General features: G+C 60.7%; 17 protein-coding genes. 12 read left to right on the forward strand and 5 right to left on the reverse strand.

Annotated elements, in window-relative coordinates; translation table 11 throughout:
* Window positions 1–23: 23 nt before the first annotated feature.
* The gene (locus DHV10_RS15460; RefSeq protein WP_109487294.1) at window positions 24–350 is read right to left on the reverse strand and encodes a PadR family transcriptional regulator; all 327 of its coding nucleotides are present in this window, start codon (window positions 348–350) and stop codon (window positions 24–26) included.
* A gap of 233 nt (window positions 351–583) precedes the next feature.
* Here DHV10_RS15460 and DHV10_RS15465 point away from each other — a divergent pair, with 233 nt between their 5' ends.
* From DHV10_RS15465 to DHV10_RS15485, 5 genes are all read left to right on the forward strand, one after another.
* Complete coding sequence (locus tag DHV10_RS15465; protein WP_109487295.1) at window positions 584–1,798, forward strand: glycine C-acetyltransferase; 1,215 nt, start codon at window positions 584–586, stop codon at window positions 1,796–1,798.
* A gap of 6 nt (window positions 1,799–1,804) precedes the next feature.
* Window positions 1,805–2,395, forward strand: a complete 591-nt coding sequence (ruvA, locus tag DHV10_RS15470) for a Holliday junction branch migration protein RuvA (protein WP_109487296.1) — start codon at window positions 1,805–1,807, stop codon at window positions 2,393–2,395.
* 201 nt (window positions 2,396–2,596) lie between these two features.
* Window positions 2,597–3,340, forward strand: a complete 744-nt coding sequence (locus DHV10_RS15475; protein ID WP_109487727.1) for a DUF2461 domain-containing protein — start codon at window positions 2,597–2,599, stop codon at window positions 3,338–3,340.
* A 357-nt stretch (window positions 3,341–3,697) separates the two neighbouring features.
* Window positions 3,698–3,994, forward strand: coding sequence for an HU family DNA-binding protein (locus tag DHV10_RS15480; RefSeq protein WP_109487297.1), 297 nt, complete (start codon window positions 3,698–3,700; stop codon window positions 3,992–3,994).
* A gap of 133 nt (window positions 3,995–4,127) precedes the next feature.
* Window positions 4,128–4,568 carry a DUF4260 domain-containing protein gene (locus DHV10_RS15485; RefSeq protein ID WP_109487298.1) on the forward strand — a complete coding sequence of 147 codons (441 nt, stop codon included), beginning with the start codon at window positions 4,128–4,130 and terminating at the stop codon, window positions 4,566–4,568.
* Here DHV10_RS15485 and DHV10_RS15490 read toward each other — a convergent pair.
* The 3 genes from DHV10_RS15490 to DHV10_RS15500 all read right to left on the reverse strand — a co-directional run bounded on the left by DHV10_RS15490 (window position 4,546) and on the right by DHV10_RS15500 (window position 8,218).
* On the reverse strand, window positions 4,546–5,289 hold the full coding sequence (locus DHV10_RS15490; RefSeq protein ID WP_109487299.1) for a methyltransferase family protein: 744 nt from the start codon (window positions 5,287–5,289) through the stop codon (window positions 4,546–4,548). The two genes, DHV10_RS15485 and DHV10_RS15490, sit on opposite strands and share 23 nt — an antisense overlap.
* A 62-nt stretch (window positions 5,290–5,351) precedes the next feature.
* Entirely contained in the window at window positions 5,352–7,865 is a 2,514-nt protein-coding gene (locus DHV10_RS15495; RefSeq protein WP_109487300.1) for an ABC transporter permease, read from the reverse strand.
* A gap of 11 nt (window positions 7,866–7,876) precedes the next feature.
* Window positions 7,877–8,218: a PadR family transcriptional regulator gene (locus DHV10_RS15500; RefSeq protein ID WP_239461769.1), complete on the reverse strand. Its 342-nt coding sequence runs from the start codon at window positions 8,216–8,218 to the stop codon at window positions 7,877–7,879.
* Window positions 8,219–8,299: 81 nt separating this feature from the next.
* Between DHV10_RS15500 and DHV10_RS15505 the strand changes: the two genes are divergently transcribed.
* From DHV10_RS15505 to DHV10_RS15515, 3 genes are all read left to right on the forward strand, one after another.
* On the forward strand, window positions 8,300–9,997 hold the full coding sequence (locus DHV10_RS15505; protein WP_109487301.1) for a GH39 family glycosyl hydrolase: 1,698 nt from the start codon (window positions 8,300–8,302) through the stop codon (window positions 9,995–9,997).
* Between the two features lie 49 nt (window positions 9,998–10,046).
* Window positions 10,047–11,567, forward strand: coding sequence for a phospholipase C (locus DHV10_RS15510; protein ID WP_162601573.1), 1,521 nt, complete (start codon window positions 10,047–10,049; stop codon window positions 11,565–11,567).
* Window positions 11,568–11,760: 193 nt separating this feature from the next.
* Entirely contained in the window at window positions 11,761–13,518 is a 1,758-nt protein-coding gene (locus tag DHV10_RS15515; RefSeq protein ID WP_162601574.1) for an aminotransferase class I/II-fold pyridoxal phosphate-dependent enzyme, read from the forward strand.
* A 72-nt stretch (window positions 13,519–13,590) separates the two neighbouring features.
* On the opposite strand, the gene DHV10_RS15520 is transcribed toward DHV10_RS15515, so the two are convergent.
* Window positions 13,591–18,009, reverse strand: a complete 4,419-nt coding sequence (locus tag DHV10_RS15520) for an Ig-like domain repeat protein (protein WP_109487304.1) — start codon at window positions 18,007–18,009, stop codon at window positions 13,591–13,593.
* A 243-nt stretch (window positions 18,010–18,252) separates the two neighbouring features.
* Here DHV10_RS15520 and rbfA point away from each other — a divergent pair, with 243 nt between their 5' ends.
* From rbfA to DHV10_RS15540, 4 genes are all read left to right on the forward strand, one after another.
* On the forward strand, window positions 18,253–18,642 hold the full coding sequence (rbfA, locus tag DHV10_RS15525; RefSeq protein ID WP_109487305.1) for a 30S ribosome-binding factor RbfA: 390 nt from the start codon (window positions 18,253–18,255) through the stop codon (window positions 18,640–18,642).
* A 3-nt stretch (window positions 18,643–18,645) separates the two neighbouring features.
* A complete protein-coding gene (locus DHV10_RS15530) occupies window positions 18,646–19,683 on the forward strand; it encodes a DHH family phosphoesterase (protein WP_109487306.1) in 1,038 nt (345 codons plus the stop codon).
* Between the two features lie 137 nt (window positions 19,684–19,820).
* Complete coding sequence (locus DHV10_RS15535) at window positions 19,821–21,593, forward strand: ArnT family glycosyltransferase (protein ID WP_239461771.1); 1,773 nt, start codon at window positions 19,821–19,823, stop codon at window positions 21,591–21,593.
* Between the two features lie 127 nt (window positions 21,594–21,720).
* The gene (locus DHV10_RS15540; RefSeq protein WP_109487308.1) at window positions 21,721–22,710 is read left to right on the forward strand and encodes a GNAT family N-acetyltransferase; all 990 of its coding nucleotides are present in this window, start codon (window positions 21,721–21,723) and stop codon (window positions 22,708–22,710) included.
* Window positions 22,711–22,746 lie beyond the last annotated feature (36 nt).

Below are 22,746 nucleotides of genomic sequence, written 5' to 3' on the forward strand. Positions count from 1 at the left end.
GAGGACTCCGGATTGGTGGGCGTTCAGGCGTAACGCAGGACGGCGCGAACGCCGCGGACGAGCTGGTCGAAGCTTTCCTGTGCGGCCTCGAGCTGGCGGCGGCCCTGCGGGGTGAGCTTGTAGTACTTGGCACGGCGATTGGTTTCGGTGAGCGACCACTCGGAGGAAATCCAGCCGTTCTGCTCCATGCGGTGGAGAGCGGGGTAGAGGGAGCCTTCTTCGACGCGCAGGAGGTCGTTCGACGCGCTCTGGATGTGGAGGACGATGCCGTAGCCGTGCAGTGTGCCGTTCTGGTCGAGCGTTTTGAGGACGAGGAGGTCGAGCGTTCCCTGAAGATCGTTTTTGGCCATGTGCGGGTAGACCCCTAGATTTCTTTGTACATAGAAACCTAGGCCTAGATAGATAGGGGTGTCAAGGAAGTAGTGACGAGCGGGCTGGTAATCAGTTGTCAGGGGACTAGGGACTAGGGACTAAGGACTGAGGTTTAGGGACTAGAGGCAGAAATCAGTTTCGGGTGGTTCCTGTTTGCGTTGCGCGCGATGAATGGTCGGCGCGGTATTCTTCTGGGGTTGGGGTGAGGAATATGACTGAGACTGCTACGCGTCCGCAGCTTGCTTATTTGACTGGCGTTCTGGATGAACTGAAGGCGAAAGGAACGCACTTCCGCTTGCGCGTGCTGGATGACCAGCAGGCACCGGTGTGCCACTACGACGGCAAGGAAGTCATCAACCTGGCGAGCAATAACTATCTCGGACTAGCGAATCATCCTAAGCTGATTGAGGCATCGCTGAAGGCGACGCGGGAGCTGGGTGTGGGGTCGGGCGCGGTACGAACGATTGCCGGGACGATGCGGATCCACATGGAGCTGGAGGAGAAGATTGCTCGCTTCAAGAACGTTGAGGCGTGCGTTGTCTTTCAGAGCGGGTTCGCAGCGAATGCAGGGACAGTCAGCGCGATTCTTGGCAAGGAAGACTTCATCCTGTCGGACGAACTGAATCACGCGAGCATTATTGATGGAGCGCGGCTGTCGCGGGCGAAGATCAAGGTGTTTCGCCACAAGGACGTCGCGCACTGCGAGGAGTTGCTGAAAGAGATCGAGAATGAGCCGGGGCACAAGCTGGTGATCACCGATGGCGTGTTTTCAATGGACGGCGACATTGGGCCGGTGGACAAGCTGGCGGCGCTGGGGGAGAAGTACGGCGCGATCATGATGGTGGATGATGCGCATGCTTCGGGCGTGCTGGGGCGAAACGGGCGCGGATCTGTTGATCACTTTGGAATGCACGGGCGTGTGGATGTGCAGGTGGGCACGCTGTCGAAGGCAATCGGAGCGCTGGGCGGATATGTATGCGGTTCGAAGGACCTGATTGACTATCTGTATCATCGCGCGCGGCCGTTTTTGTTTTCGACTTCGCATCCGCCGTCGGTGGCGGCGACTTGCATTGCGGCGTTCGACATTCTGGAGCAGGAGCCGGAGCGGATCGAGCGGCTGTGGTCGAATACGCGGTACTTCCAGGGCGAGTTGAAGCAGGCGGGCTTCAACATCGGCGGGGTGAATACTCCGGCAACGGAGACGCCGATCACGCCGGTGATTATCGGCGAGGGTCGTGCGGCGATGGAGTACTCGCGCGCGCTGTTTGAGGAAGGCGTGATGGGGACGGGCATTGCGTTTCCGACGGTGCCGGAGGGGAAGGCGCGCATTCGGCTTATCCTGACCAGCGAGCACACGATGGCGCAGATGGATCGCGCGCTAGAGACACTGGAGCGCGTTGCGAAGCGGATGGGACTTCTACAATAGAACGCAATGATCGCGCATCTGCGGGGCAAGCTGATTCAGAAAGAACCGGGGCAGGCGATTGTGGAGTGCGCCGGCGTTGGCTACGACGTTGCGATTTCGGTGCCGACGTTTACGGCGCTGCCGAGCGTTGGCGCGGATACGTCGCTGCACGTTCACACACAGGTGAGCGAAGACCAGATTGCGCTGTTCGGGTTTCTCGATCGCGAGGAGAAGCGGCTCTTTGAGCGGCTGATTACGGTGAGCGGCGTTGGGCCGAAGCTGGCGATCAAGATTCTCAGCGGGCTGTCACCGGAGCGCACGGTGCAGGCAATTCGATCGCAGGATCATGCGCAGTTAACGCGGATTCCAGGGGTGGGGAAGAAGCTCGCGGAGAGGCTTGTCGTCGAGTTGAAAGACAAGCTGGAAGATTTCGCGGTGGCTCCGACGCCGAGCGCAGTGGCTGGACCGGCAGTGGACGATGTGCTTTCAGCGCTGACGAATCTCGGATATCAGAGGCCTGCCGCGGAGAAGGCGATCGAGCAGTCCGTGGCGAAGGAGAAGGAACTGGCTGCGGATTTCGACGGGCTGTTCAGGGCGGCGTTGAAGATCATTCGTTGAGCTGTCAGCCTTCAGCTCTCAGCTTTCAGCATCCACAACGCACGATCGTCCCAGGTTTCAGAAGCGAGACGCTTCGACTTTGCTCAGAGCAGGCTCTGGGGCATCCGCTTCTATTGCTTATCAACAGTCAATCCGATTTCCTCAGGAATTACGCCGGCTGTGCATGCACTGGGGCTTGCGCTTTTCTACACTGGCAATCGTATGCCAAGCACAAAGAAGGCTTCTGCAGCAGCACCGGCGGCGTATTTGCGGCCGGAAGCGATTACGTTTCTGCGCAATCTTGCCAAGCACAACGATCGCGACTGGTTTCAGCCGCGGAAGGCGGATTTCGACGCGTTGCTGAAGGAGCCGATGCTGGCGATTGTGCGTAAAGTGACTGAGGCGATGCTGGACTTCGCTCCGGATCATGTGCGACCGGCGGAGAAGAGCCTGTTCCGGATCTATCGCGACACGCGGTTCAGCCATGACAAGCGTCCGTACAAGACACACGTTGCTGCGTGGTGGACGCATACGGGTTTCGATAAGACGTCAGGAGCGGGTTACTACTTCCAGGTGAGTCCGAAGGGAGTGGTGATTGCGGCGGGCGCATACATGCCGGAGAAAGAGCAGCTGGCCGCGATCCGGCATTGGCTGCTGGAGAACCATGACGAATTTCGCAAGATTCTGAAGAAGCCGTCGGTGCGGAAGACGTTCAGCGATTTCGAGGGCGAGGCGTTGACGAGGCCGCCGAAGGGATTTCCCGCGGAGCATCCGGGGATGGATCTGATCCGCTGCAAGCAGTGGGGGATGAGCACGACTCTGCCTGCGGGGGCGGCGCAGCGGAAGGATTTCGCAAAGGTGCTGGTGAAGCACTTCAAACTGCTGGCGCCCATGGTGGACGCGTTGAATACGCCGATAGCCGCGTCGGTTGCGCCGAAGCGGAAGGTGCTTTTCGGGCTGCACTAGAGAAGCGGGGGAGGGCGGTTTTACGAGGGTTTTCTGACCCAAAGGTACTAGAAACCCGATAAAAACAGGCTTTTTCGGCTCAAAACGGCCAAAAACCCAAGAAAACTGTGGAAAAGCCGAAGATTTCGATTGACTTGGAGCCATCCCAGGCCGCATTGTTACGAACGACAGGGTTCTCGAGAACCCGCATGAATAAAGGGGTTTCGTGCACTACGTTGCCTCCGGGCGCTTCGAACAGAGGCTGAGAAACGCCCGAGGTCGCACCTCCCCCATGCGGTCGCTTAAAGCTCTCAGATGGATTGCTGAAAGGGCAGGGCGGCGGGATACCAGGCAACAACCAGCGAAGGAGAACATCACATGGCAACAGGACTGACGAAGACTGGGCTGACCCGGCATATGGCCGAGAAGCTCGAACTGACCAACAAGCAGGCAGCAGGATTCCTTGATCTTCTGGCAGAGACCGCGATCAAGGAGACCAAGAAGAACGGCGTATTCGTGATCCCCGGGATCGGGCGCCTCGTAAAGGCAGAGCGCAAGGCGCGCATGGGCCGCAACCCGCAGACGGGCGAGGCAATCAAGATCAAGGCGAAGACCGTGGTGAAGTTCCGCGTGGCGAAGTCGGCCAAGGACACCATTGCGCCGCCGAAGAAGTAGTTTCATTTCCTGAGGGGTGCAGTACAAGCTGGGGGAAGGGCGAAAGCTCTTCCCCTTTTTCGCTGCGTTGGAATGAGGCGCAGCCCGGACGGAAAGTTTGCGCAACTTTTATATGTGAGGACATCCAAAGAGCATGGCGACGCAGGTTCAAAATCTGTCGGCTACGGGCGGAGCGGTGACGGGGTCGGTGGCGATACTGCTCCGGCTCGAGGGCCTGGTGGCAGCGGGGGCGTCCGCAGTGCTGTATGCGCGGACGGGTGCGAGCTGGTGGTTATTTGCCGGCCTATGGCTTGCGCCGGATCTTTCGATGCTGGCCTATCTCAAGCGGCCGTGCCTTGGCGCGCGCTACTACAACGTGGCGCATACCTATCTGCTGCCGGGCGTACTTGCGCTGTTGGGGTGGCTGCTGCACGCGTACGCTCTGCTGCCGATCGCGCTGATCTGGGTGAATCACATTGGAGTGGATCGGCTGCTGGGCTATGGGCTGAAGTACTCGGATGGGTTCGGGTTTACGCACCTAGGTCGTCTTGGTAAACGCGAAGCGTCCACTTCTATTTCTGCGGCGCAGAGCTAAGGACGCTTCCGGGCAGGAAGGCGCGCACGATCACTGAGGCGCCGAATCCGATCAGGATGATGCGTCCGGCGAGCGCCAGATCGTAGTTGCGCGCGTATACGATGATGCCGACGACGGTGCCGATGGGGATGAGTTCCGCCACGCAAGCCCGCAGCCATTGCGGCGTGGCGCCGGATGAGGTCGGAGCACCGCGTAGGCGCGGAATGAAGCGCGGGACAGCACGCAGGTAGGCTTCATACGGCTCGCCGAGTTGCGTGGATAGGAAAGCTTCTTCGCCCAAGGTGAGCCGGATCATGAACACGGTGATCAGCACGAGCGAGAAGATCGCGCCGGTGGCAGGCATGAGAAACGCGAGTGCAGCAACCATGCACCAAAGTCCGATATAGAGCGGGTTGCGGACGTAGCGATATGGGCCGTCGGCCATCACGCGACCCGCAACCATGTTGATGCTGTTGACGACGCCGGGGCTGAGCCAGGCTGCTCCAGAGATGCGCAGGAGCGCCGCGATGAGCGCGAGAACGAGGGCGATAATCAGAAGAGCGGTGGTGCCGGCGCTAAAGCTGCCGATGCCAAAGCGGCTGAGCTGAAGTGCGAGCAACTCAATCACCGGGCTGCGCCTGCCGAAATTCCATCCCTCGATCCACGGCGCCCAGAAGCCGAGAATGATGATGACGGAATTGATCGCCATGCGAAGGCGAAACTCAATGGCTGTTGCCTGCATGCAGCTCCTCGCCGGAGTGTACCATCCGGCGAGAGGCGATCGTTGAGCGGCTGAGTGGATGGCTAGTCGTAGTGCAAGGTGCGTGCGATATCGAGGCGGAGTGCGCGGCGCGCCGGCAGCAGCGCAGCAATTGCGACGATTGCAGCGAGGACGATGAGTGCGGCGGCGTAGCCGATCGGATCGAGGTTGCTGACGCCGTAGAGCACGATGCGTAGCAGACGCGAGCCGAAACCTGCCGCGACGGTTCCGGCAATGAGGCCGAGCAGTACCGGCCACGAGAATTGGCGGAGGACTGCGGCGAGTACGGCGGCCGGGCGTGCGCCGAGAGCAATGCGGATGGCGATCTCCTTGGTGCGCTGCGATACCGTGAACGCGACAAGGCCGATGAGGCCGATGCCGGCCATGGCGACCGCGACGATGCCGACGGCGCTGACCGCGGTTGCGATCAATTCAAGATGCGACACGCTCTCGCGGTAGAGCAATTTGATCTGGCGTATCTCGGGCAGTGTTTTGGGATCGAGGCTCTGGCTGATGGACTTGATCGCGGGAGTGAATGAGCCGGGTTCACCGGAAGCGCGTGCAATCACGACCATGCCGGGCATGTCGTCCGGCTGCGCGGACCAGTACTGCTCGGCGGCATCGTCGTCGTTGAGTGCGTTGATGTGCGCATCACCAGCTACGCCGACGACGGTATCTTTCGCGGCGCCCTCGCCGATCTCTTTTCCGAGCGGATTCTGGCCTAGCCACTGCTGCCGGGCGAAGGATTCGCTTACGATGACTGCGCGCTTCTCTCCTCGCATGAAGTCGCGGCCCGTGATAAGTGGGATCCTCATGGTGGTGAAGAACCCGGGTTCCACCCAATTCTGGTAGATGGTGACGGTGCGGCCGTTGATCTGGGTGGTGCTGTTGGAAATGGTGTGGCCCAGGGGCGGCAGTCTTACGAGTGCGACTGAGGTGATTCCGGGAACGGAGCTGAGACGGGTCTGCATCTGCTGGAGGTAAGCGCGAGCAGCCTCGGGCGAGTAGCCATGCCTGCCAAGCTGTGAATCGATGGAGATGAGTTGTTCGTACCCGAAGCCGGGATCGGTGTAGATGAGGTGTTGCGTGGCGCGAACGAGTAGCGCGGCAACAATGAGCAGAACGCAACTGGCAGCGACCTGGGCAGCGACGAGGATCTGGCGAACGATGGTCTTCTGCTGACGCTGGCGGGCGATCTGCAAAGCCGGAGCCAGACCGAAGAAAGTTGCTGCAAGGAAGGTAAGCACTGCGGTGAAGAGCAGGATGCGCCAGTCCGGAACTGCGCTCACCCATTGAGGCGTATCGGGCAGCGAGAGGAGTACGCGCATGGTCACGCACCCGAGGGCAAGGCCCGCCGCGGAACCGAGCGAAGCAAGCATGAGGCTCTCGGTGAAGAGCTGGCGGAGGATGCGCGAGCGGCCGGCTCCGATGGCGATGCGAATGCCGATCTCGCGCTCGCGGGCAACTGCACGGGCCAGCATGAGACCGCCGAGATTGGCGCAGGAGACCGCGAGAATGAGGAGCGTGAGCACGCCTACGATCACGGCCGCTTCGTACATTCTGGGCTGCATGATCTGCAGATGACCGCCGGGGGAGCTCTGAATGAACTCGTTATCCCAGACGGCATTGGGATGTTGCTTGCGGATCTCGTCTGTGAGTGCGCGAAGATCCTGTTCCGCAACCTTCGAGCTGATGCCCGGAGCAAGACGGCCCCACATGTGGAGGGTGGAATCGTTCCAGTCGGTGAGTACCTTACTGCCTTGAATGAAATATGGTTGCTGGGCGATCGGCATCCAGAGCGCGGGGTGCTGCCCGCCCAGACTGGCGAAGTCGTACGGGAGTATGCCGATGACGGTGGCGGGCCGCTTGCTGATGCGGATGGTGCGGCCAATGATGGCGGGGTCGGCGGAGAAGCGGTGCTGCCATAGCTCGTAGCTGAGGACGACGGAGGGCTGCGAAGCCGGCGAGTCGTCGAGAGCGGGCGTGAACAGGCGTCCGAATGCGGCAGGTGTGCCGAGCTCGGTGAAGTAGTTCGGCGTGACAAAGGAGGCGCTGGTGGGCTGCAGATCGTCATCGATCTGCATGGGAGGCACGCCAAGGATGGCCATCGCGGCTGAAAGGGTCCGGGCGTGATCACGATAGAAAGCAAAGGATGGGTAGGCCATCTCGCTGGTGTAGGAATCGGAAGAGCGCCGCTCGAGACGCACAAGGGATGCGGGATCGCGTACAGGGAGAGGCTTGAGCGCGACCATGTTGAAGAAGCTGAACGCGGCAACATTGACGCCAATTCCGATGCCGAGGACAAGGACTGCAAGGACCGTGAATCCGGGGGAGCGGGCGAGGATGCGGGCGCCGTAGTGAATGTCTTGCAGGAGGCGATCGAGCCAGGTCCAGCCCCAGGCTTCTCGGGCTTGTTCGCGCATGCGGAGGGTGTTGCCGAAATTGTTCCGGCCTGCGCGGGTGGCCATCTCGCGGTGGAACTCCATGTCCGACTCAAGTTCGGAGTCGAGACGACGGCGGTTAAAAAGGTACGAGATGCGGCGCCATAGTTCGCCCATGGGGAAGCCTCCTAGGCAGTGCGAAGAACGTCTTGAATGGCCTGGGTCATGCGGTCGTAGCCTGCCAGTTCGGCTTTGAGCTGAGCGCGGCCCTGTGGGGTGAGTTTGTAAAAGCGGACCTTGCGGTTGGTCTCGGAGGTGCCCCAATCCGCGACAACCCAGCCTTTGACAAGCATCTTCTGAAGCGTGGGATAGAGCAGACCCTCTTCAACGGCAAGCACTTCACTGGAGAGAACGTGAATGCGCTGGGCGATGGCGTAGCCGTGAAGCGAGCCTGACTGGAGGACGCGGAGGATGAGCATAGGAAGCGCGCCGGGAGGCATTCCCTCTTTAGGCCTAAAGGACATAGGCATAATGATCTTATGCCTCTTGAGGAGAGTCAAGGGTTTAAGGTGCTGATGTGACGAGTGGAGCGGGAACGGAGCGATGAGGGGATGAGGTTGATGGGGACGTTTCTGGTTGCGGTGATTGCGGGAATGTTGAGTGTTTCGGGCGCGACGGCGCAGGGCGGACCGAATGAGCCGGTATTTGTTCGGGTGGATCTGGCGAAGAGCGTGGGGCCGTATACGCCGATGTACCGGTGGTTCGGCTACGACGAGTCGAACTACACGACGATGAAGTACGGCAAGCAGTTGCTGCGGGAGCTGCACGATCTGAGTCCCGAGCCGGTGTATATCCGCGCGCATCATCTGCTGACATCGGGTAATGGCGTCGCGGAGCTGAAGTGGAGCTCGTCGAACGTGTTCCGGCTGGATGCGAACGGGCAGCCGGTGTACGACTTTACGATCACGGACCAGACCTTTGACGAGTATCAGAAGGCCGGCGTTCGTCCGTTTGTTGAGCTTGGCTTTATGCCGAAGGATCTGGCGGCGGAGGTGCCGGGCATCAGCGAATATCAGCTGCACTATCCGAAGCCCACCATGGGCGGGTCGTCGAACAATCCCCCGAAGGACTATGCGATGTGGGGCGAGCTCGTGCGGAAGTTCACGGAGCACCTGGTGCAGCGGTATGGGAAAGAGCAGGTAAAGACGTGGTACTTCGAGGTGTGGAACGAGCCGGACATCATCTACTGGCATGGAACGGAAGCCGAGTATCTGAAGCTTTATGACTATGCGGTGGCGGGGGTGCGGCGGGTGTTGCCGGAGGCGAAGGTGGGCGGTCCGGCGACCACGGGGCCGGGTTCGGAGAAGAACTCGGCGTATCTGGATGCGTTTCTGCGGCATTGCTTGAACGATAAGAGCGCTGCGGATGGCAGGCCCGTGCCGCTCGATTTCATTTCGTTCCATCCCAAGGGGCATCCGGAGACGGTGGACGGCCACGTGCGAATGGGCTTTGCGGCGGAGCTGAAAGCGGCGAAAGCAGGTTTCGAGATTGTCGCGAAATATCCGCGGTTGCGCAGACTTCCGATCGTTTTGAGCGAAGCGGATCCGGAGGGGTGCGCGGCATGTTCGATGAAGGAGAACCCGGCGAATGCCTACCGTAATGGGCCGCTGTATGCGACGTATACGGCGGCGGCTATGAAGGGAATTTTCGATCTGGAGGATGAGGCGCATGTAAATCTGGCGGGGATGCTGTCGTGGTCGTTCGAGTTCGAGGGGAAGGATTACTTCGAGGGATTTCGGACGCTGGCGACGAATGGGATCGACAAGCCGGTGCTGAATGTCTTCAGGATGGCGGGTCTGATGGGAGGTGACCGCGTACTGGTGAGCAGCACAGGACGCGTGCCGACGGACGATGTCCTGAAGAACGGCGTGCGCGGCGAGGCCGATGTGGATGCGCAGGCCACGAAGGCAGAGCGCCAGGCAGCTGTGATGTTGTGGAACTATCACGACGACGATCTACCGGCTGCGCCAGCTTCTGTGAAGGTTTCGGTGACCGGAATACCGGCGGGTGTGAGCCGGGTGTTGCTGCAGCACTACCGCATCGATGAGACACACAGCAATGCGTACACGGTGTGGAAGCAGATGGGGTCGCCGCAATCGCCGACCCCGGAGCAGTATGCACGTCTGACGGCAGCGGGGCACCTGGAACTGCTGAGTTCGCCGCAGTGGGTGGATGTTCGCGATGGCAAGCTGCTGATCGAGATGGAGTTGCCGCGGCAGGCCACTTCGCTGCTTCGGTTCTCGTGGTGAGGATACGCCGCGAAGGGTATGGAATCGGCATCCAAACGTCCATATGTCTATGAAGAGAGTCTCAAGGCGTGAAGTACTGAGAACAGGGGCGATCGCGGGCGCAGCGGGGTTAGCCGGCTCGCTGATTCCGGGATGCGGATCAAAGGCCGGCACGAAAATCGGGCTGCCGGGCACCAGTTCCTGCGGGAAGCTCACGGATATCGAGCACGTGGTGATCATGGTTCTGGAGAACCGGTCGTTCGATCACTATTTTGGGTCGTACAAAGGCGTGCGCGGGTTCAACGATCAGAGCGCGGCTTACAACCAGCCCTATCCGAACAATACTTCGAGTGCGCCAGCGGGCGTGCTGCTGCCGTATCACCTGGATACGGCGACGACCAATGCGTCTTGTACGCACGACATTACGCATGACTGGGTTCCGCAGCACCAGAGCTGGGACGGCGGAAAGATGGATGGGTTTGTCACGTCGCGCCTGGCGATCAATGCGAACGATGCTGTGTTGTCGATGGGCTACTACACGCGCGACGACGTGCCGTACTACTACGGGCTAGCCGATGCGTTCACGCTTTGTGACAACTACTTCTGCTCCGTGATTGGGCCCACGGATCCGAACCGGCTATACACGATGGCCGCGTCGATTGATCCCGATGGCAAGAATGGCGGCCCCATTGTGCAGACTCTGGTGTCTACTCGTTCTTCCATGATCGGTAAGCTGACCTATACGACCATGCCGGAGCAGCTGCAGGCCCGGGGAATTTCGTGGAAGGTGTATAACTCACCGGACGCGAGCGTGCTGAACGGTGTCTACAGCGACAACGTTCTGCCGTATTTCAAGAACTTTCAAGATCCAGGCGGTGTGCTCTACAAGAATGCGTTCGTGCCGCAGTTTCCAACGGATTTCGTGGCGGATGCCGCGAAGGGCAATCTGCCTCAGGTGTCGTGGATCGTTCCATCGGTGGTGGATTCGGATCATCCACCGTCGCCCGCGCTCTTTGGAGAGGGGACGGTCTCGGCCGTGATCACGGCACTGACTGCGAATCCGGCCGCGTGGGCCAAGACGGTGCTGTTTATTACGTACGACGAAAACGGCGGCTTCTTCGACCATGTGCCGCCGCCGACTGCGCCGGCGGGAACTGCCGGGGAGTACCTGACGGCTGCGCCGGTACCGGACCCTTCGTATGGTGGAACGCCGCTTCTTACGGGACCGATCGGGCTTGGGTTCCGCGTGCCGATGATCATCGTGTCGCCCTTCACGCGGGGCGGACTGGTGTCGTCGGATGTGTTTGACCATACGTCGATGCTGCGGTTTCTAGAGACGCGGTTCGGGGCCGAGGTGCCGAACCTGTCGGCGTGGCGCAGATCGGCTGTGGGAGATCTTACGACGGCATTCAACTTCAGCAAGGTGGATACGTCCGTGCCCTCATTGCCGCCGATCAAGACGGCAACTGCAAGCACCATTACGGAATGCGCAGGGAACCTGCTCGGATTCTCACCGCCGCAGCTGCCGGCGCAGCAGACAATGCCGACGCAAGAGGCGGGTAGCCCGGTACGGCCGAACGGGAGCTGCTAGAAGCAGTTGTCGGTTGCCAGTTTTCAGTTGTCAGTGAGGGACGTGAAGTCCTCCAGAGGTGTACCTCTGCCGTCTGATCACTGAGGATGCGAGCACTTTGGGAAGTGACACAGGAGGGGTTCTTCGCGGCGGTTAGGGCTCTTATTCTAGGCACATGCAGAGGTCAATCGGTAAGGACGGAAGAGAGCCCTCAGTGTGTAAGGAAAGCGCGGAGAAGGTCCGCATCGCGCTGGCGGAGGAAGATGATCGCCCGCTGATCTATCGCATGCGGCACGATGTGTACGCCGCCGAACTGGGACAGTGCGAGGTGCGGCAGGATGGGATGTTGTCTGACGGGCTGGACGGGGGCAACGTCTACATCGTCGCGAAGATCGCTGGAGAGCTGGCCGGCTTTATCAGCATCACACCGCCGGAGCTAGGCAGGTACTCGATTGAGAAGTACGTGCGACGCGACGAGTTACCCCTTATGTTGGATGACCGCACGTATGAGGTAAGGGTACTCACGGTTTCGCCGGCACACCGGAACAGCGGCATCGCGTCCTACCTGATGTACGGCGCATTCCGGTGGGTCGAAGAGCACGGCGGTGAACAGATCATCGCCATGGGCCGCGACGAGGTGCTGAGCATCTATCAGAATTTTGGTGCACAGCTTCTCGGGCGGCGCATTGTTGCGGGCTCGGTCTACTACGAACTGATGAAGACGTCGGTGTCCGAGCTGCAGAGGTTCTCGATGCGAGAGCGCGCGCTGCTTGAGCGGCTTCAAGCGCGGGTCGAGTGGGAGCTCGGTTTTTCTTTCTCGAAGGCGCCCTGCTGTTTTCATGGCGGAGCATTCTTCGAGTCGATCGGGGCGGGATTCGAAACGCTGAGCCGCCGTGCAGAGGTGATGAACGCCGATGTTCTGGATGCGTGGTTCCCGCCATCGCCGCGCGCTCTGGCTACGCTCGACGAGCATCTTCCGTGGCTGATGCGGACATCGCCGCCGACGCAGTGCGAGGGATTGCGCGATGCCATCGCCAGGTATCGGGCAGTGAGAGCAAAGAACGTGCTTCCCGGTGCGGGGTCATCGGATTTGATCTATAGAGCGTTCCGGCACTGGCTCGATCGCAAATCGCGCGTGCTGATTCTCGATCCCATGTACGGCGAGTATCAGCACGTGCTTGAAAGAGTAATCGGATGCCGGGTGGAACGGCTGATGCTTTCGCGCCGCGATGGATACCAGGTCGATGCGAACGAACTTGCATGGAAGATCCGTGAGGGCTTCGATCTCGTGGTGCTGGTGAATCCGAACAATCCAACGGGGCGGCATGTTCAGCGGGCAGAGTTGGAGCGGGTAGTCAGAAGAGCGCCGGCTGAGACGCGCGTGTGGATTGACGAAGCCTATATCGATTACGTCGGCTCCGCGGAGTCACTGGAGCGTTTGGCCGCGGAGAGCGAGAACGTGGTGGTGTGCAAGACCATGTCGAAGGGATATGCGCTGAGCGGGATGCGCGTGGGGTATATGTGCGGATCTCCGCGACAGCTGGCGGAACTCGAGACGATTACGCCGCCGTGGATTGTCGGTCTGCCAGCGCAAGTGGCAGCGGTTCGCGCGCTGGAGAATCCAGCCTACTACGCGGAACGCTACGCGGAGACGCATCGGCTGCGGCTAGAGATGAAGGACAGCCTTCGGAGGCTCGGGATTAACGAGATTGTGCCGGGCGAGGCGAACTTCCTGATGTTTCATCTCGATGATTCGCAGCTTAGCGCGAAGGCGGTGATCGAGGCCGCAAAGAAGGCGGATGTATTCATGCGCGATGTCGCCGGCATGGGTACGGGGCTTGGTGAGCGGGCGCTGCGGATCGCAATCAAGGACCGTGCGAGCAATGAGCGGGTGCTGCAGGTGCTCGAAAGAATTCTGTCGCGAAAGAAGGTTTCAGGGCCGGTCGGGGAAGCGATAGCGATCGCCAGATGAAGGGGGATGCGCGCCCGTTCATCGCTTCGCGACGAACGGGGCACAGCCCCGAGTCAGACCGGAGGGGGCGCATCAGTTCACGGTGACGTTGAATGTAGTGGTGGGTGCTGGGGAAACGGCGGGGTTGCCCGTCGCGGTCACGGTAAAGGTGTAGACGCCGGGTGTGGTGCCGGTGGCGTTCGTGCCTCCTCCGCTACCGGAGTTTCCTGTGCTTCCAGTAGTGTTTGAGCCTCCGCCTCCGCCGCAGGCGTTGAGTCCTGCAAAGACAAAGAGAACGACGGTGAGGCCCAGGAAAGCGCGCGAGCTGCGGCGACGCACGGGTAGGAACCAAAACACAAAGGTTGCGAATGCTGCACCGCTGACAGCGCCGAAACCGGGAAAGACCGGGCGAGTGAGGAACGCGTTGGTAGCGGTCGTGGTGATCTGCACTTCGCCAATCGTGGTGATGTGAGAGTTGTCCAGGTAAGCGGATATACCCTGAGTGCAGGAAGGCAAGTTGATCGCACTCGTTGGGTGGGTTGTGAGTGCGCATGTAAAGCTGACCGTCCCAGTGTAGCCAGTCGTTGTGTTGACCCCGATGTTCACAACAGCCGACTGTCCCGCCTTGATGGAAGGAGCCGGTGGTTGTGCCGCGATCGAGAATGTTGACGCGGTGACGGTGATGGGTAAGGCAGCGGTGGAGGAGAGATACGTGGGATCGCCGCTATAGGTGGCGTTGATGGTGTCGTCGCCAGCCGTAAGTGAATTGGGATAGATGGGAATGGTGACGGTGCCGGCAAATACCGGCCACGGACCGGAGTTGTAGGTTCCGCTGGTCAGAGTCACGGTTCCAGTAGCGGGGCCGTTCCCGCCGGTCACGACTGCTGTTACGTTGAGCAACTGTCCGGTATTTGACGATGGGGATGCCGGTGTGAGCGAGAGAGTGGATGCAACCTTAGTCCACTGATTGACGACCAGGGTTGTCGATGTTGTGGCCGCGTTGAAGAATCGATCGCCCGAGTAGGTGAGAGTGATCATATCGGTTCCCGCGGCGAGGCTTCCCGCGGGAATGATGAAGGTGTACGGAGAGTCAAGGGTCCAAGGTCCAACACCCCCGAAGCTACCGGAGTACCCGCCGCCAGTGACAGAGATCGATCCGGTGGGTGTCACCCACGGGGCTCCGACGGGCTGTTGCACGGGGCTAGCGATGGATCCGGTCAGCGTAAGCGCGTTGTTCGTGAAGATGCTGGCCGAGGAAGGAGTGACATCGAATACCGGGTTCGCTTTGTTTACGGTGACTACGGTTGTCGCAGTCTGGGGTAGATAGGTGGTATCCCCCGAGTATGCGGCTGTCAGCGTATCTGCGCCACCATACAAGTAACCGGCAAGCATGGTGATGGAGCAGGAGCCGCCGGAGAGGGTGCATGTGAGCTGAAGGCCGTTGCCGAGAGTACCGCCGAGAGCACCGGCGAGACCTATGGAACCGGTCGGGGTGGGTCCGCTGCCGGTGACGGTGATTGTGATCGGGAGTGGGGTCACTGTATCTGGCGAGCTGACCGCTGGCGTGATTGTCACCGCAGGCTTGAGGGCGTTGACTGTTTCGGTTGCGGTGGCGGTCGCTGTCTGATAGTTGGTGTCGCCCGCGTATGTAGCCGTAATGGTGATATTTCCGTTGGAAAGGCTGTTGGACGGGATGGTGATCGAGCAGGCTCCACTCGAGAGCGTGCAGGCAGAGGACGTGTAGCCTCCGCCGCTCAGTTGTACTGTTCCTGTGGGCTTGGGATCGGTCGCGGCTCCCGCCACGGTGATGTTCGCAGTGATGGGCGTATTTGCGCCGATAGAGGTGGGATTGAGGGTCACTGAGACAGTCGGCGTGATTTTGTTGACCGTGATGGACGCAGTGGCGCTGGCCTGTGCATAGGTGGAGTCGCCCTGGTAGCTTCCGGTGAGCTTGTAGCTGCCTGCAGCGAGGGAGAAAGGCGGGATGGTGAAGGTGTAAGCGCCGGAGGCCAGCGTCTGTGCTCCGCCGTCGTATCCGCCGCCGACGATGGTGACGTTTCCGCTGGGAGTGCCGGACGATCCTGCGACGGTTATTGCGACCTGCAGAGGCTGGTCGAGCACGAGGGTGTTCTGCGCGGGAGTGAGGGTGATGCTGGCGGGGGTGGTGCCGAGAAGCGATGTCCAACCGTTGACGACGTTGGCGACGTTGAGCGAGCCGAGTCCAGTGGCCTGGTCGTAAGCCCTGCCGGCGCTGAATCCGGAGAGCAGACCCCACGTGTCGCCAGTGTGCGTCACGGTGCAGTCGCGAGAGCCAGCCTGGCAGGGCGAGGAGATCGTGCTGGAGTCGACGTCGTTGAAGTAGCAGGCGCTGCTGGTCTTTACGGATTCAGCGGTGCAGGCGGTCCAGGATTGTTTGGCGGCAAGCGCGTAGAGTTCGGGATTCGGGCTGCCCTGGTTGACACCGGCTTTCTGATTGATGAGAGCCATTACGCCGGCCATCTGCGGACTTGCGACCGATGTTCCGCCAACCTCCTGCGAGACCGGCTCGCCCGAGGTTGTCGTTCCGGTGACGCAGCTTCCAGTGGCGGAGACGCAGACGAGAGTTGCGCTGTTCCACAGGCCGTTGCCGGCAAAGAACGAGAGATCGGGAAGGTCGCGCTTTCCGTCTGAGGGCATGCCGGAGATGCCGGACTGCCAACTCGGTTTGGCATAGCCGCCGGAACAACTGGAGGGATCGGGAGTGGTGGTGGTGCCGCTGGTGTTGCTGGTGGTGCAGGTGCTCGCGCCACCGCCCCCGCCGACGGAGTTGACGAAGAAGGAGAGGTTGATGCCGTAGCGCTGGTAGATGGAGGAGTAGTTGTTGACGACGAAGTTGCAGGCCGTCTCGGGATCGGTCACGCCGGCGTAGCCAAGATACTTTGCGAGAGATTCCAGGTAAGCTGCTCCGGGCGAACTGGCGCAGGTGTCGTTCCAGGGGACTTCAGGGACGTAATTTGCGGCGCTGGCTCCGGTTGAAGCGGAGTTGGTTGCATTCCACCAGGGCGATGTTGACGAGCAGCCGACCTCCTGGCCGCTGGAGTTGATGCTGGGCTTGCACCAAGCGAAGTCGGTGCCACCCACGGCGGTGACATACGGACTGGAGGCGAGGCCGTTTACCGAGAGGCCGAAGCGCGCGCCGTAGGGAACGCTGGTGGCGAGATTCTGGTCGCACGTGGGCGCCGCGGCGTCGCCGGTAGCGACGAAGATGCTAATGCCTTCTGCGGCGCCGGTCTCCCAGAGGTTGTTGTAGGCGGCGTTGCCGCTTGTCCCCATGAACAGTTCGCAGAGACCGTAGCTGACGCTGAGGATCTTGGCGGTGTTGTTCTGGATGACGTAATTTGCGGAGGAGAAGACGGTATCGGTGGTGGGAGAGGTTGTGCCGGAGACGACGAGATCAATCTGCGCGTTCTTTGCGACCGCGCCGGAGACTTCGACGTCGAGCGTGTTCTCGAAGAGATCGCCGAGTGTGCACAGACCGGCGTATGCCGTGCATTGGCCCGGGTCAACGCCGTTGGCAACGATGGTGTTGACGGGCGGTCCTGCGGGAAGGCCGAAGGCGCTGCGGTAATTGGCGACGTCCTGCGGATTGATGTCGCTGGTGCCGGCGATGGCGATGGTCTGTCCAGTGCCGTCGGTGCCGGCGTTCCAGAGAGGAAAAACGTTGTAGATGGTAGCGAAGTCGTAGGGGGTGACGTCTTCGATGGGGTAGGCGCCTCCCGATGTCGAAACGGTGATGCCGAAGTCGGGATGCGGGACGATGGCGCTTGTTTTCGCTGCTATGGAGAGGGTCGGATCGGCAGGGAGGCGGCTCCACTTGCCGGTTGAAGCGTCGAGCTTCGCTTTGCTGCCGAGGCTGTGGAGGGGGTGGGGGCGGAAGTCATGCAGGGCCTTAACGCCGGCGACGACTGGAGCAAGCGCGATGGGAATCTGCGGATCGCGCATGTTGGCGATGTGCCTCTGGCCGTTTACCTGGAGATTGTGGATGTCGGTGTGAAAGGCGGCCTGTACCTGGGAGGCGTTTCCGCTGAAGCGGATCGACATCCGGTCTTTGGAGATCTCAGCGACGGTGAGTCCGTGATGAGTGAGCCATGTTGCGATGGTCGCGATGTCGGCGGTTGAAGGGCCGAATTTCTCGCCGACTTCGTTGGGCTCGAGCCAGCGATGGAAACTCGCAGAGGTGGGATCGTACTGGCTGGCTACGAGAGCATCAAAGGCAGCCTGCTGCTCCGGACCGCGGCTGAGGACCAGAACCAGATCGGTCATTGCGAGGTCGCCGCGGACACGGCCGAGGTCGTTCCCGGCATTGGCGACGGGGAGCGTGTTGCCGCTGAGCGGAAGGAGACGCTCGTCGTCAATCTTCTCGGTTATTCGATTGGCGCGTGACCGGGACGACGCGGATTGGGAGTGTGTACGGATTCCGGCGAGCGAAAGGGTCGTGAGGCAGACCAGGGCAAGCAAACGCAGAGAGCGCATGAAAGGTCCTTCTTTGAGCTTCTGCGCCGGCCTTTCAACGCATAGGTGCAGCCCGTTCCGTGCGGGCTGGCTTCTCTGCGCCAGTTCTTGCCCCAGTGCGAAGTCCCAAAACTACTGCTGTTCTGAATTCCCCGAATTGTAGCGTCTTTCAGCCTCGGTTGTAGCTGATCGGAAAGTGGGATTGGAATAAAAGGCTCTGTTATCCTGATTGGTTTACTTCAAGCCGCTCGGGAGGCGCTGATTATGCCGGAACACAGAGGAAGGAAACACCATCAGGACCGGGTGGCTGAGACGCTTCGCGAGGAGATTGGCGCGATGATCGAGGGGGAACTCTCCGACCCCAGGATTTCGTTCTGCTACGTGACGGAGGTGGCGCTCAACCCTGGTGGTAAGTCGGCGCGCGTGTATGTGGCGGTCGACAATGCCGTGCCGCACATCGAGAAGGCCGAGGAGGACACCATTGCAGGGCTCGAAGCAGCGAAGGGATACATACGGTTCGAGCTGAAAGAGCGAATGGGAGTGCGGCACGTCCCGGATCTGACGTTTCTCGCGGACCGCTCGGGACGATTCCAGGCGCGGATTGAGGAACTGATGGGTCGCGCACGCAAGCGGCAGAAGGCGCCCGTCGAGTAGGCCATGAAGGCGATCACGTCCATAGCTGGTTCAGCCCCTCTGCGCGACGACGCGGACGAGCCTATCGCGGCAATCCTGAAGGTGCTTGGGGAAGGCGAACGGTTCCTGGTCTGTTCTCATGCAGGGCCAGACGGGGATGCCGTGGGCAGCATGCTGGCCATGGGGATGTTGCTGAAGAGGATGGGGAAGCATGCCGACATGGTGAGCGCGGATCGTGTACCCATCGTCTTTCGGGCGCTGCCGGGGGCGGACCGAATTCAAACGGCGATGCGTGTGCATGGGCCGTATGACGCGGTGATTCTTCTGGAGTGCGACGGGGTGGAGCGTACGCGGCTGCAGGGGCTGGAGAGCTTCTTCCACATCAATATCGACCACCACGCCAGCGGAGTGGCATTTGCCGATCTGAACTGGATAGACCGTGAGGCGGCGTGCGTCGGCGAAATGGTTTACCGCCTGTTCAGGTCTGCAGGTGTGGCGCTGACGCCCGAGGCAGCAAGCTGCATCTACACGACGGTGCTGACGGATACCGGCGGGTTTGTCTATGGCGGCACACGAGCCTCAACATTTGAACTGGCTAGGGAATTGGTGGCGGCCGGAGCGGATCCGATCAGGATCGCTCAGCAGGTGTACTTCTCGACTCCGATATCAAAGCTATTGCTGCTGGGCGCGGCGCTGAAGAACCTGCATCGAGAAGGACGGGTTGCGTGGCTTTGGATCTCGCAGGAGGACATGATCCGGAGTTGCGCGGTTGAGGAGGATTGCGAGGGCATCGTGAACTACGCGCTCTCGACCGCAGAAGTGGAAGTTGCGGCGTTCCTGCGTGAACTCGAGGAGAAGCGGGTGCGGGTGAGTTTGCGCAGCAAGGGACGCGTGAATGTCGCAGCCATTGCGGGCAGACTTGGCGGTGGGGGACACGAAAACGCTGCGGGGTGCACGCTCGATGGACCGTTGAGTCGCGCGAAAGAGCAGATAGTAGAAGAGTTGAGGGCAGCGCTGGCTTGCGCGCGGGAGCGAAGCGAGGGCAGGAATCTGATAGCCTAGCTTCTGCGTTCCAGGGTCCTTCTTAGACGCAGAGGCTTTTCCTGCCAGTCGAGTGAACTTGTAAGCCGACTGGAAGACCAGCTTGAATTGCTGGTCTGGAGAATTTGCAGGAAGTGGAAACACAGTTGGAACCAGTAGTGCCTGAATCACCGGAGAGCCGACGATTCCGCCTGCCGACATGGGCGACCTTCTGCGAGGCCGCTGTGTTCGTGGCCTTCAGCGCCTTCTTCATTTTTTATGGAGTAGTTCCATTGTTCGGCGGGGACGGGCTGGGGCTCGTTGGGGCCGATGAGCCCAGGTATGCGCAGATAGCGCACGAGATGCTGGTGCGCTTTGACGGAGCGCATGCCTTGAAGGAGCGGCTCAGTGCCTGCGTTACGCCGTATCTGTACGGGCACCCGTGGCTGGAGAAGCCAGCGCTGTACTACTGGCGTGCGATGTTCGTCTTTCAGGAGTTTGGTGTTCACGACTGGAGCGCGCGGCTGCCATCCGGGAGCTTTGCGTTCATCATGGCAGCCCTGATCTATCTACATATGCGGCGTTTCAGGCCCGGGGGGCATTTGGATGCGGCATTGATCACCGTCGCCTGCGCAGGGATTATCGGGTTTTCGCGGGGCGCTTCTACAGATATGCAGATGGCCGCGCCGCTCTCCATCGGGCTTCTGGGCTGGTATGCGTGGTACGAGACGAACTCCAAATTCTGGCTGTTCGATATCTACTTCTTTACGGGAGTGGCGACGCTGGCGAAGGGGCCAGTGGCCCCCTTTCTTGCGCTGCTGATCGTCTGTGCGTTTGCTTTCCTGCGCAAGGAGTGGTCCATTGTGCAGCGGTCGGTCTGGTGGCCGGGAATCGCGCTGTACTTTGCGATTACGCTGCCCTGGTTCATCGCGGTGCAGCATCAGAACCCGACGTTCTTCCGGGAGTTCTTTCTTCAGCACAACCTGGAGCGTTTTGCGACCAATCGCTATCAGCATCAGCAGCCGTTCTGGTACTACCTGGTGGTCGTTGTGCTGGCAGTGATGCCCTGGACGGTGATTGCCGGACGGGCGCTGGTCGATGGCGTGCAGACTTCAGTGGCGGAGTGGCGGCTGCGGAGATTGAATCCGAAGCGGCGCGCGCCGAACCGCCCGGGGGACGCATTCCCTGAGTTTCTGGTCTTGTGGGCGATCATCCCGATTGTGTTCTTTTCTTTCTCGCAGTCGAAGTTGCCGGGGTACATTCTGCCCTCGATTCCGCCGATCACGATTCTGACGGGAGATTATCTGTTCAGGAAGCGGCAGGTGGGTTTGAACCTCTGGGAACTCGTGGGCCATGCGGCCTTGTGCGGGGTGATGACCATGTTCGCGCTGCTGATGCCATGGTTCGTGAACCATGGACCGGAGGTGCCCCCGACGCGAGCGTGGGCAGTAGCACTGCTGGCCTCGGTCGGCGCGGCGCTGCTCATCATCATTGTGGTGAAGGGATATGGAGTGGCGCGGCTTCGCCTGGCAACGACAGGCGTGCTGGTGGTGCTGACGTTTTTCCTGTACGGCGTGGGCCCGTTCTTCGGCGTACCGGCGATTGCCGCGACAAAGAGGGTAATCCATGTACTGGACCGGTCTTACTCAGCGCGGCCGCTCGCGCAGCGGTTGGAGCAGCTGGCGCCGCGGGATGAGACGGTGGCGGTCTTCCGTGTGCGGCGCGACGTGGAGTACGGGCTGGCGTTCTACCGCAACCGGGAGGTTGTGAACTACGAGGATCTGGGAGTGCCGGAGGGAGAGCACCTGCTGGTGGCGCGCGTGGCGGGTCGCGGCGGGGTCGATCTGCATACTCCGGCGGCTCTGCAGCAGTACCTGGAGGGCCGGCACTATGAGGAGGTCCTGAGCTGGCCGGAGCAGGGGCTGGAAGTGTACCTGGTGGGGCCGCGGTGAGTTCTGCGTGGTTTGGGCAAGGTTCGAGCGCTCTGTAGGTTGCGGGAACTGTACGAATCGTGTCAAAGTGACCGGAAGAGCCGAGTGGGCGCGGCGAGCCGTGGGGGCGCGCATAGGATAGAGAAGCATGGCAGCGGGCGTAAGTCTTGAGATTCTCGACCTTCGACATTTTGCCGCGCCGGTGCTTCGGCCCGTGCTGGACGCCGAGGGCGAGCTCTGGAGCAAACGGCTGCACTGGGATTACCGCTCAAGCGCGCGCCTGCTGATGCAGTATCTCGACAATCATCTTCTGCCCGGGTATGCAGCGCTGGAAGCGGGGCAGGTGACCGGCTACACTTTCTGCGTTTACGAAGAGACGAAGGCCGTCATTGGAGATGTGTTCGCGATGCCGGGGCGGAGTCCGGAGACCGCGGAGTCAGAACCGGAGCCTGAGCGCGAGGTTGAAGAGACGCTGCTGAAACATCTGTTCGAGACTCTGCTGAACTCGCCCAGCGTGGACCGGATCGAATCGCAATTGCTGCTGCATCCCTCCGGCACGCACGCAGAGATATTTCGAGCTTCGGGATTCGATCTGTACAGACGACTCTTCATGGTGCAACCACTGGCCGGACATTGGAACAGGCAGCGGGTTGAGATGCCGCAGGAGCTGGAGTTGAGGGCGTGGCGGGACGATGACTTGAATGCGGCGGCCCGGCTGATCTCAACCGCTTACTACGGACATCCTGACAGCCTGATCAACGACCAGTATCGGTCGGTGAACGGATCGATGAGATTTCTGCACAACATCGTGCGGTACTCGGGGTGTGGGGTATTCTCGCCGCATGCTTCGCATGTGGTTGTGGACCGCAGTACACGCGAGCTTGCCGCGCTTGTGCTGGGATCGCGGGTGAGTCCGCAGAGCGGGCACATCACGCAGCTGTGTGTTCACCCGAAGTTTCGCAGGCAGGGGCTGGCTCGCAAGATGCTGCTAGTGGCGGCAGCGCATTTTCTCTCCCAGGGCGTCAGCGAAATATCCCTCACGGTGACGGAAGCAAATGCGCAGGCGATCGAACTCTACAGGAGCGAAGGGTACGATTGCGTGCACACCTTCGATGCGGCTGTGTGGGAGAGGCGCTAAAGTCGGGGATTAGATTAGAGAATCGGGATTCGTTTT

The organism is Occallatibacter savannae (assembly GCF_003131205.1).
GTDB lineage: Bacteria > Acidobacteriota > Terriglobia > Terriglobales > Acidobacteriaceae > Telmatobacter > Telmatobacter savannae.

What these genes read in the sequence shown, in the direction of transcription:
- DHV10_RS15460 (WP_109487294.1), bottom strand. Translation starts at nt 350, where the DNA reads ATGGCCAAAAACGATCTTCAGGGAACGCTCGACCTCCTCGTCCTCAAA.
- DHV10_RS15465 (WP_109487295.1), top strand. Translation starts at nt 584, where the DNA reads ATGACTGAGACTGCTACGCGTCCGCAGCTTGCTTATTTGACTGGCGTT.
- ruvA (WP_109487296.1), top strand. Translation starts at nt 1,805, where the DNA reads ATGATCGCGCATCTGCGGGGCAAGCTGATTCAGAAAGAACCGGGGCAG.
- DHV10_RS15475 (WP_109487727.1), top strand. Translation starts at nt 2,597, where the DNA reads ATGCCAAGCACAAAGAAGGCTTCTGCAGCAGCACCGGCGGCGTATTTG.
- DHV10_RS15480 (WP_109487297.1), top strand. Translation starts at nt 3,698, where the DNA reads ATGGCAACAGGACTGACGAAGACTGGGCTGACCCGGCATATGGCCGAG.
- DHV10_RS15485 (WP_109487298.1), top strand. Translation starts at nt 4,128, where the DNA reads ATGGCGACGCAGGTTCAAAATCTGTCGGCTACGGGCGGAGCGGTGACG.
- DHV10_RS15490 (WP_109487299.1), bottom strand. Translation starts at nt 5,289, where the DNA reads ATGCAGGCAACAGCCATTGAGTTTCGCCTTCGCATGGCGATCAATTCC.
- DHV10_RS15495 (WP_109487300.1), bottom strand. Translation starts at nt 7,865, where the DNA reads ATGGGCGAACTATGGCGCCGCATCTCGTACCTTTTTAACCGCCGTCGT.
- DHV10_RS15500 (WP_239461769.1), bottom strand. Translation starts at nt 8,218, where the DNA reads ATGCCTATGTCCTTTAGGCCTAAAGAGGGAATGCCTCCCGGCGCGCTT.
- DHV10_RS15505 (WP_109487301.1), top strand. Translation starts at nt 8,300, where the DNA reads ATGAGGTTGATGGGGACGTTTCTGGTTGCGGTGATTGCGGGAATGTTG.
- DHV10_RS15510 (WP_162601573.1), top strand. Translation starts at nt 10,047, where the DNA reads ATGAAGAGAGTCTCAAGGCGTGAAGTACTGAGAACAGGGGCGATCGCG.
- DHV10_RS15520 (WP_109487304.1), bottom strand. Translation starts at nt 18,009, where the DNA reads ATGCGCTCTCTGCGTTTGCTTGCCCTGGTCTGCCTCACGACCCTTTCG.
- rbfA (WP_109487305.1), top strand. Translation starts at nt 18,253, where the DNA reads ATGCCGGAACACAGAGGAAGGAAACACCATCAGGACCGGGTGGCTGAG.
- DHV10_RS15530 (WP_109487306.1), top strand. Translation starts at nt 18,646, where the DNA reads ATGAAGGCGATCACGTCCATAGCTGGTTCAGCCCCTCTGCGCGACGAC.
- DHV10_RS15540 (WP_109487308.1), top strand. Translation starts at nt 21,721, where the DNA reads ATGGCAGCGGGCGTAAGTCTTGAGATTCTCGACCTTCGACATTTTGCC.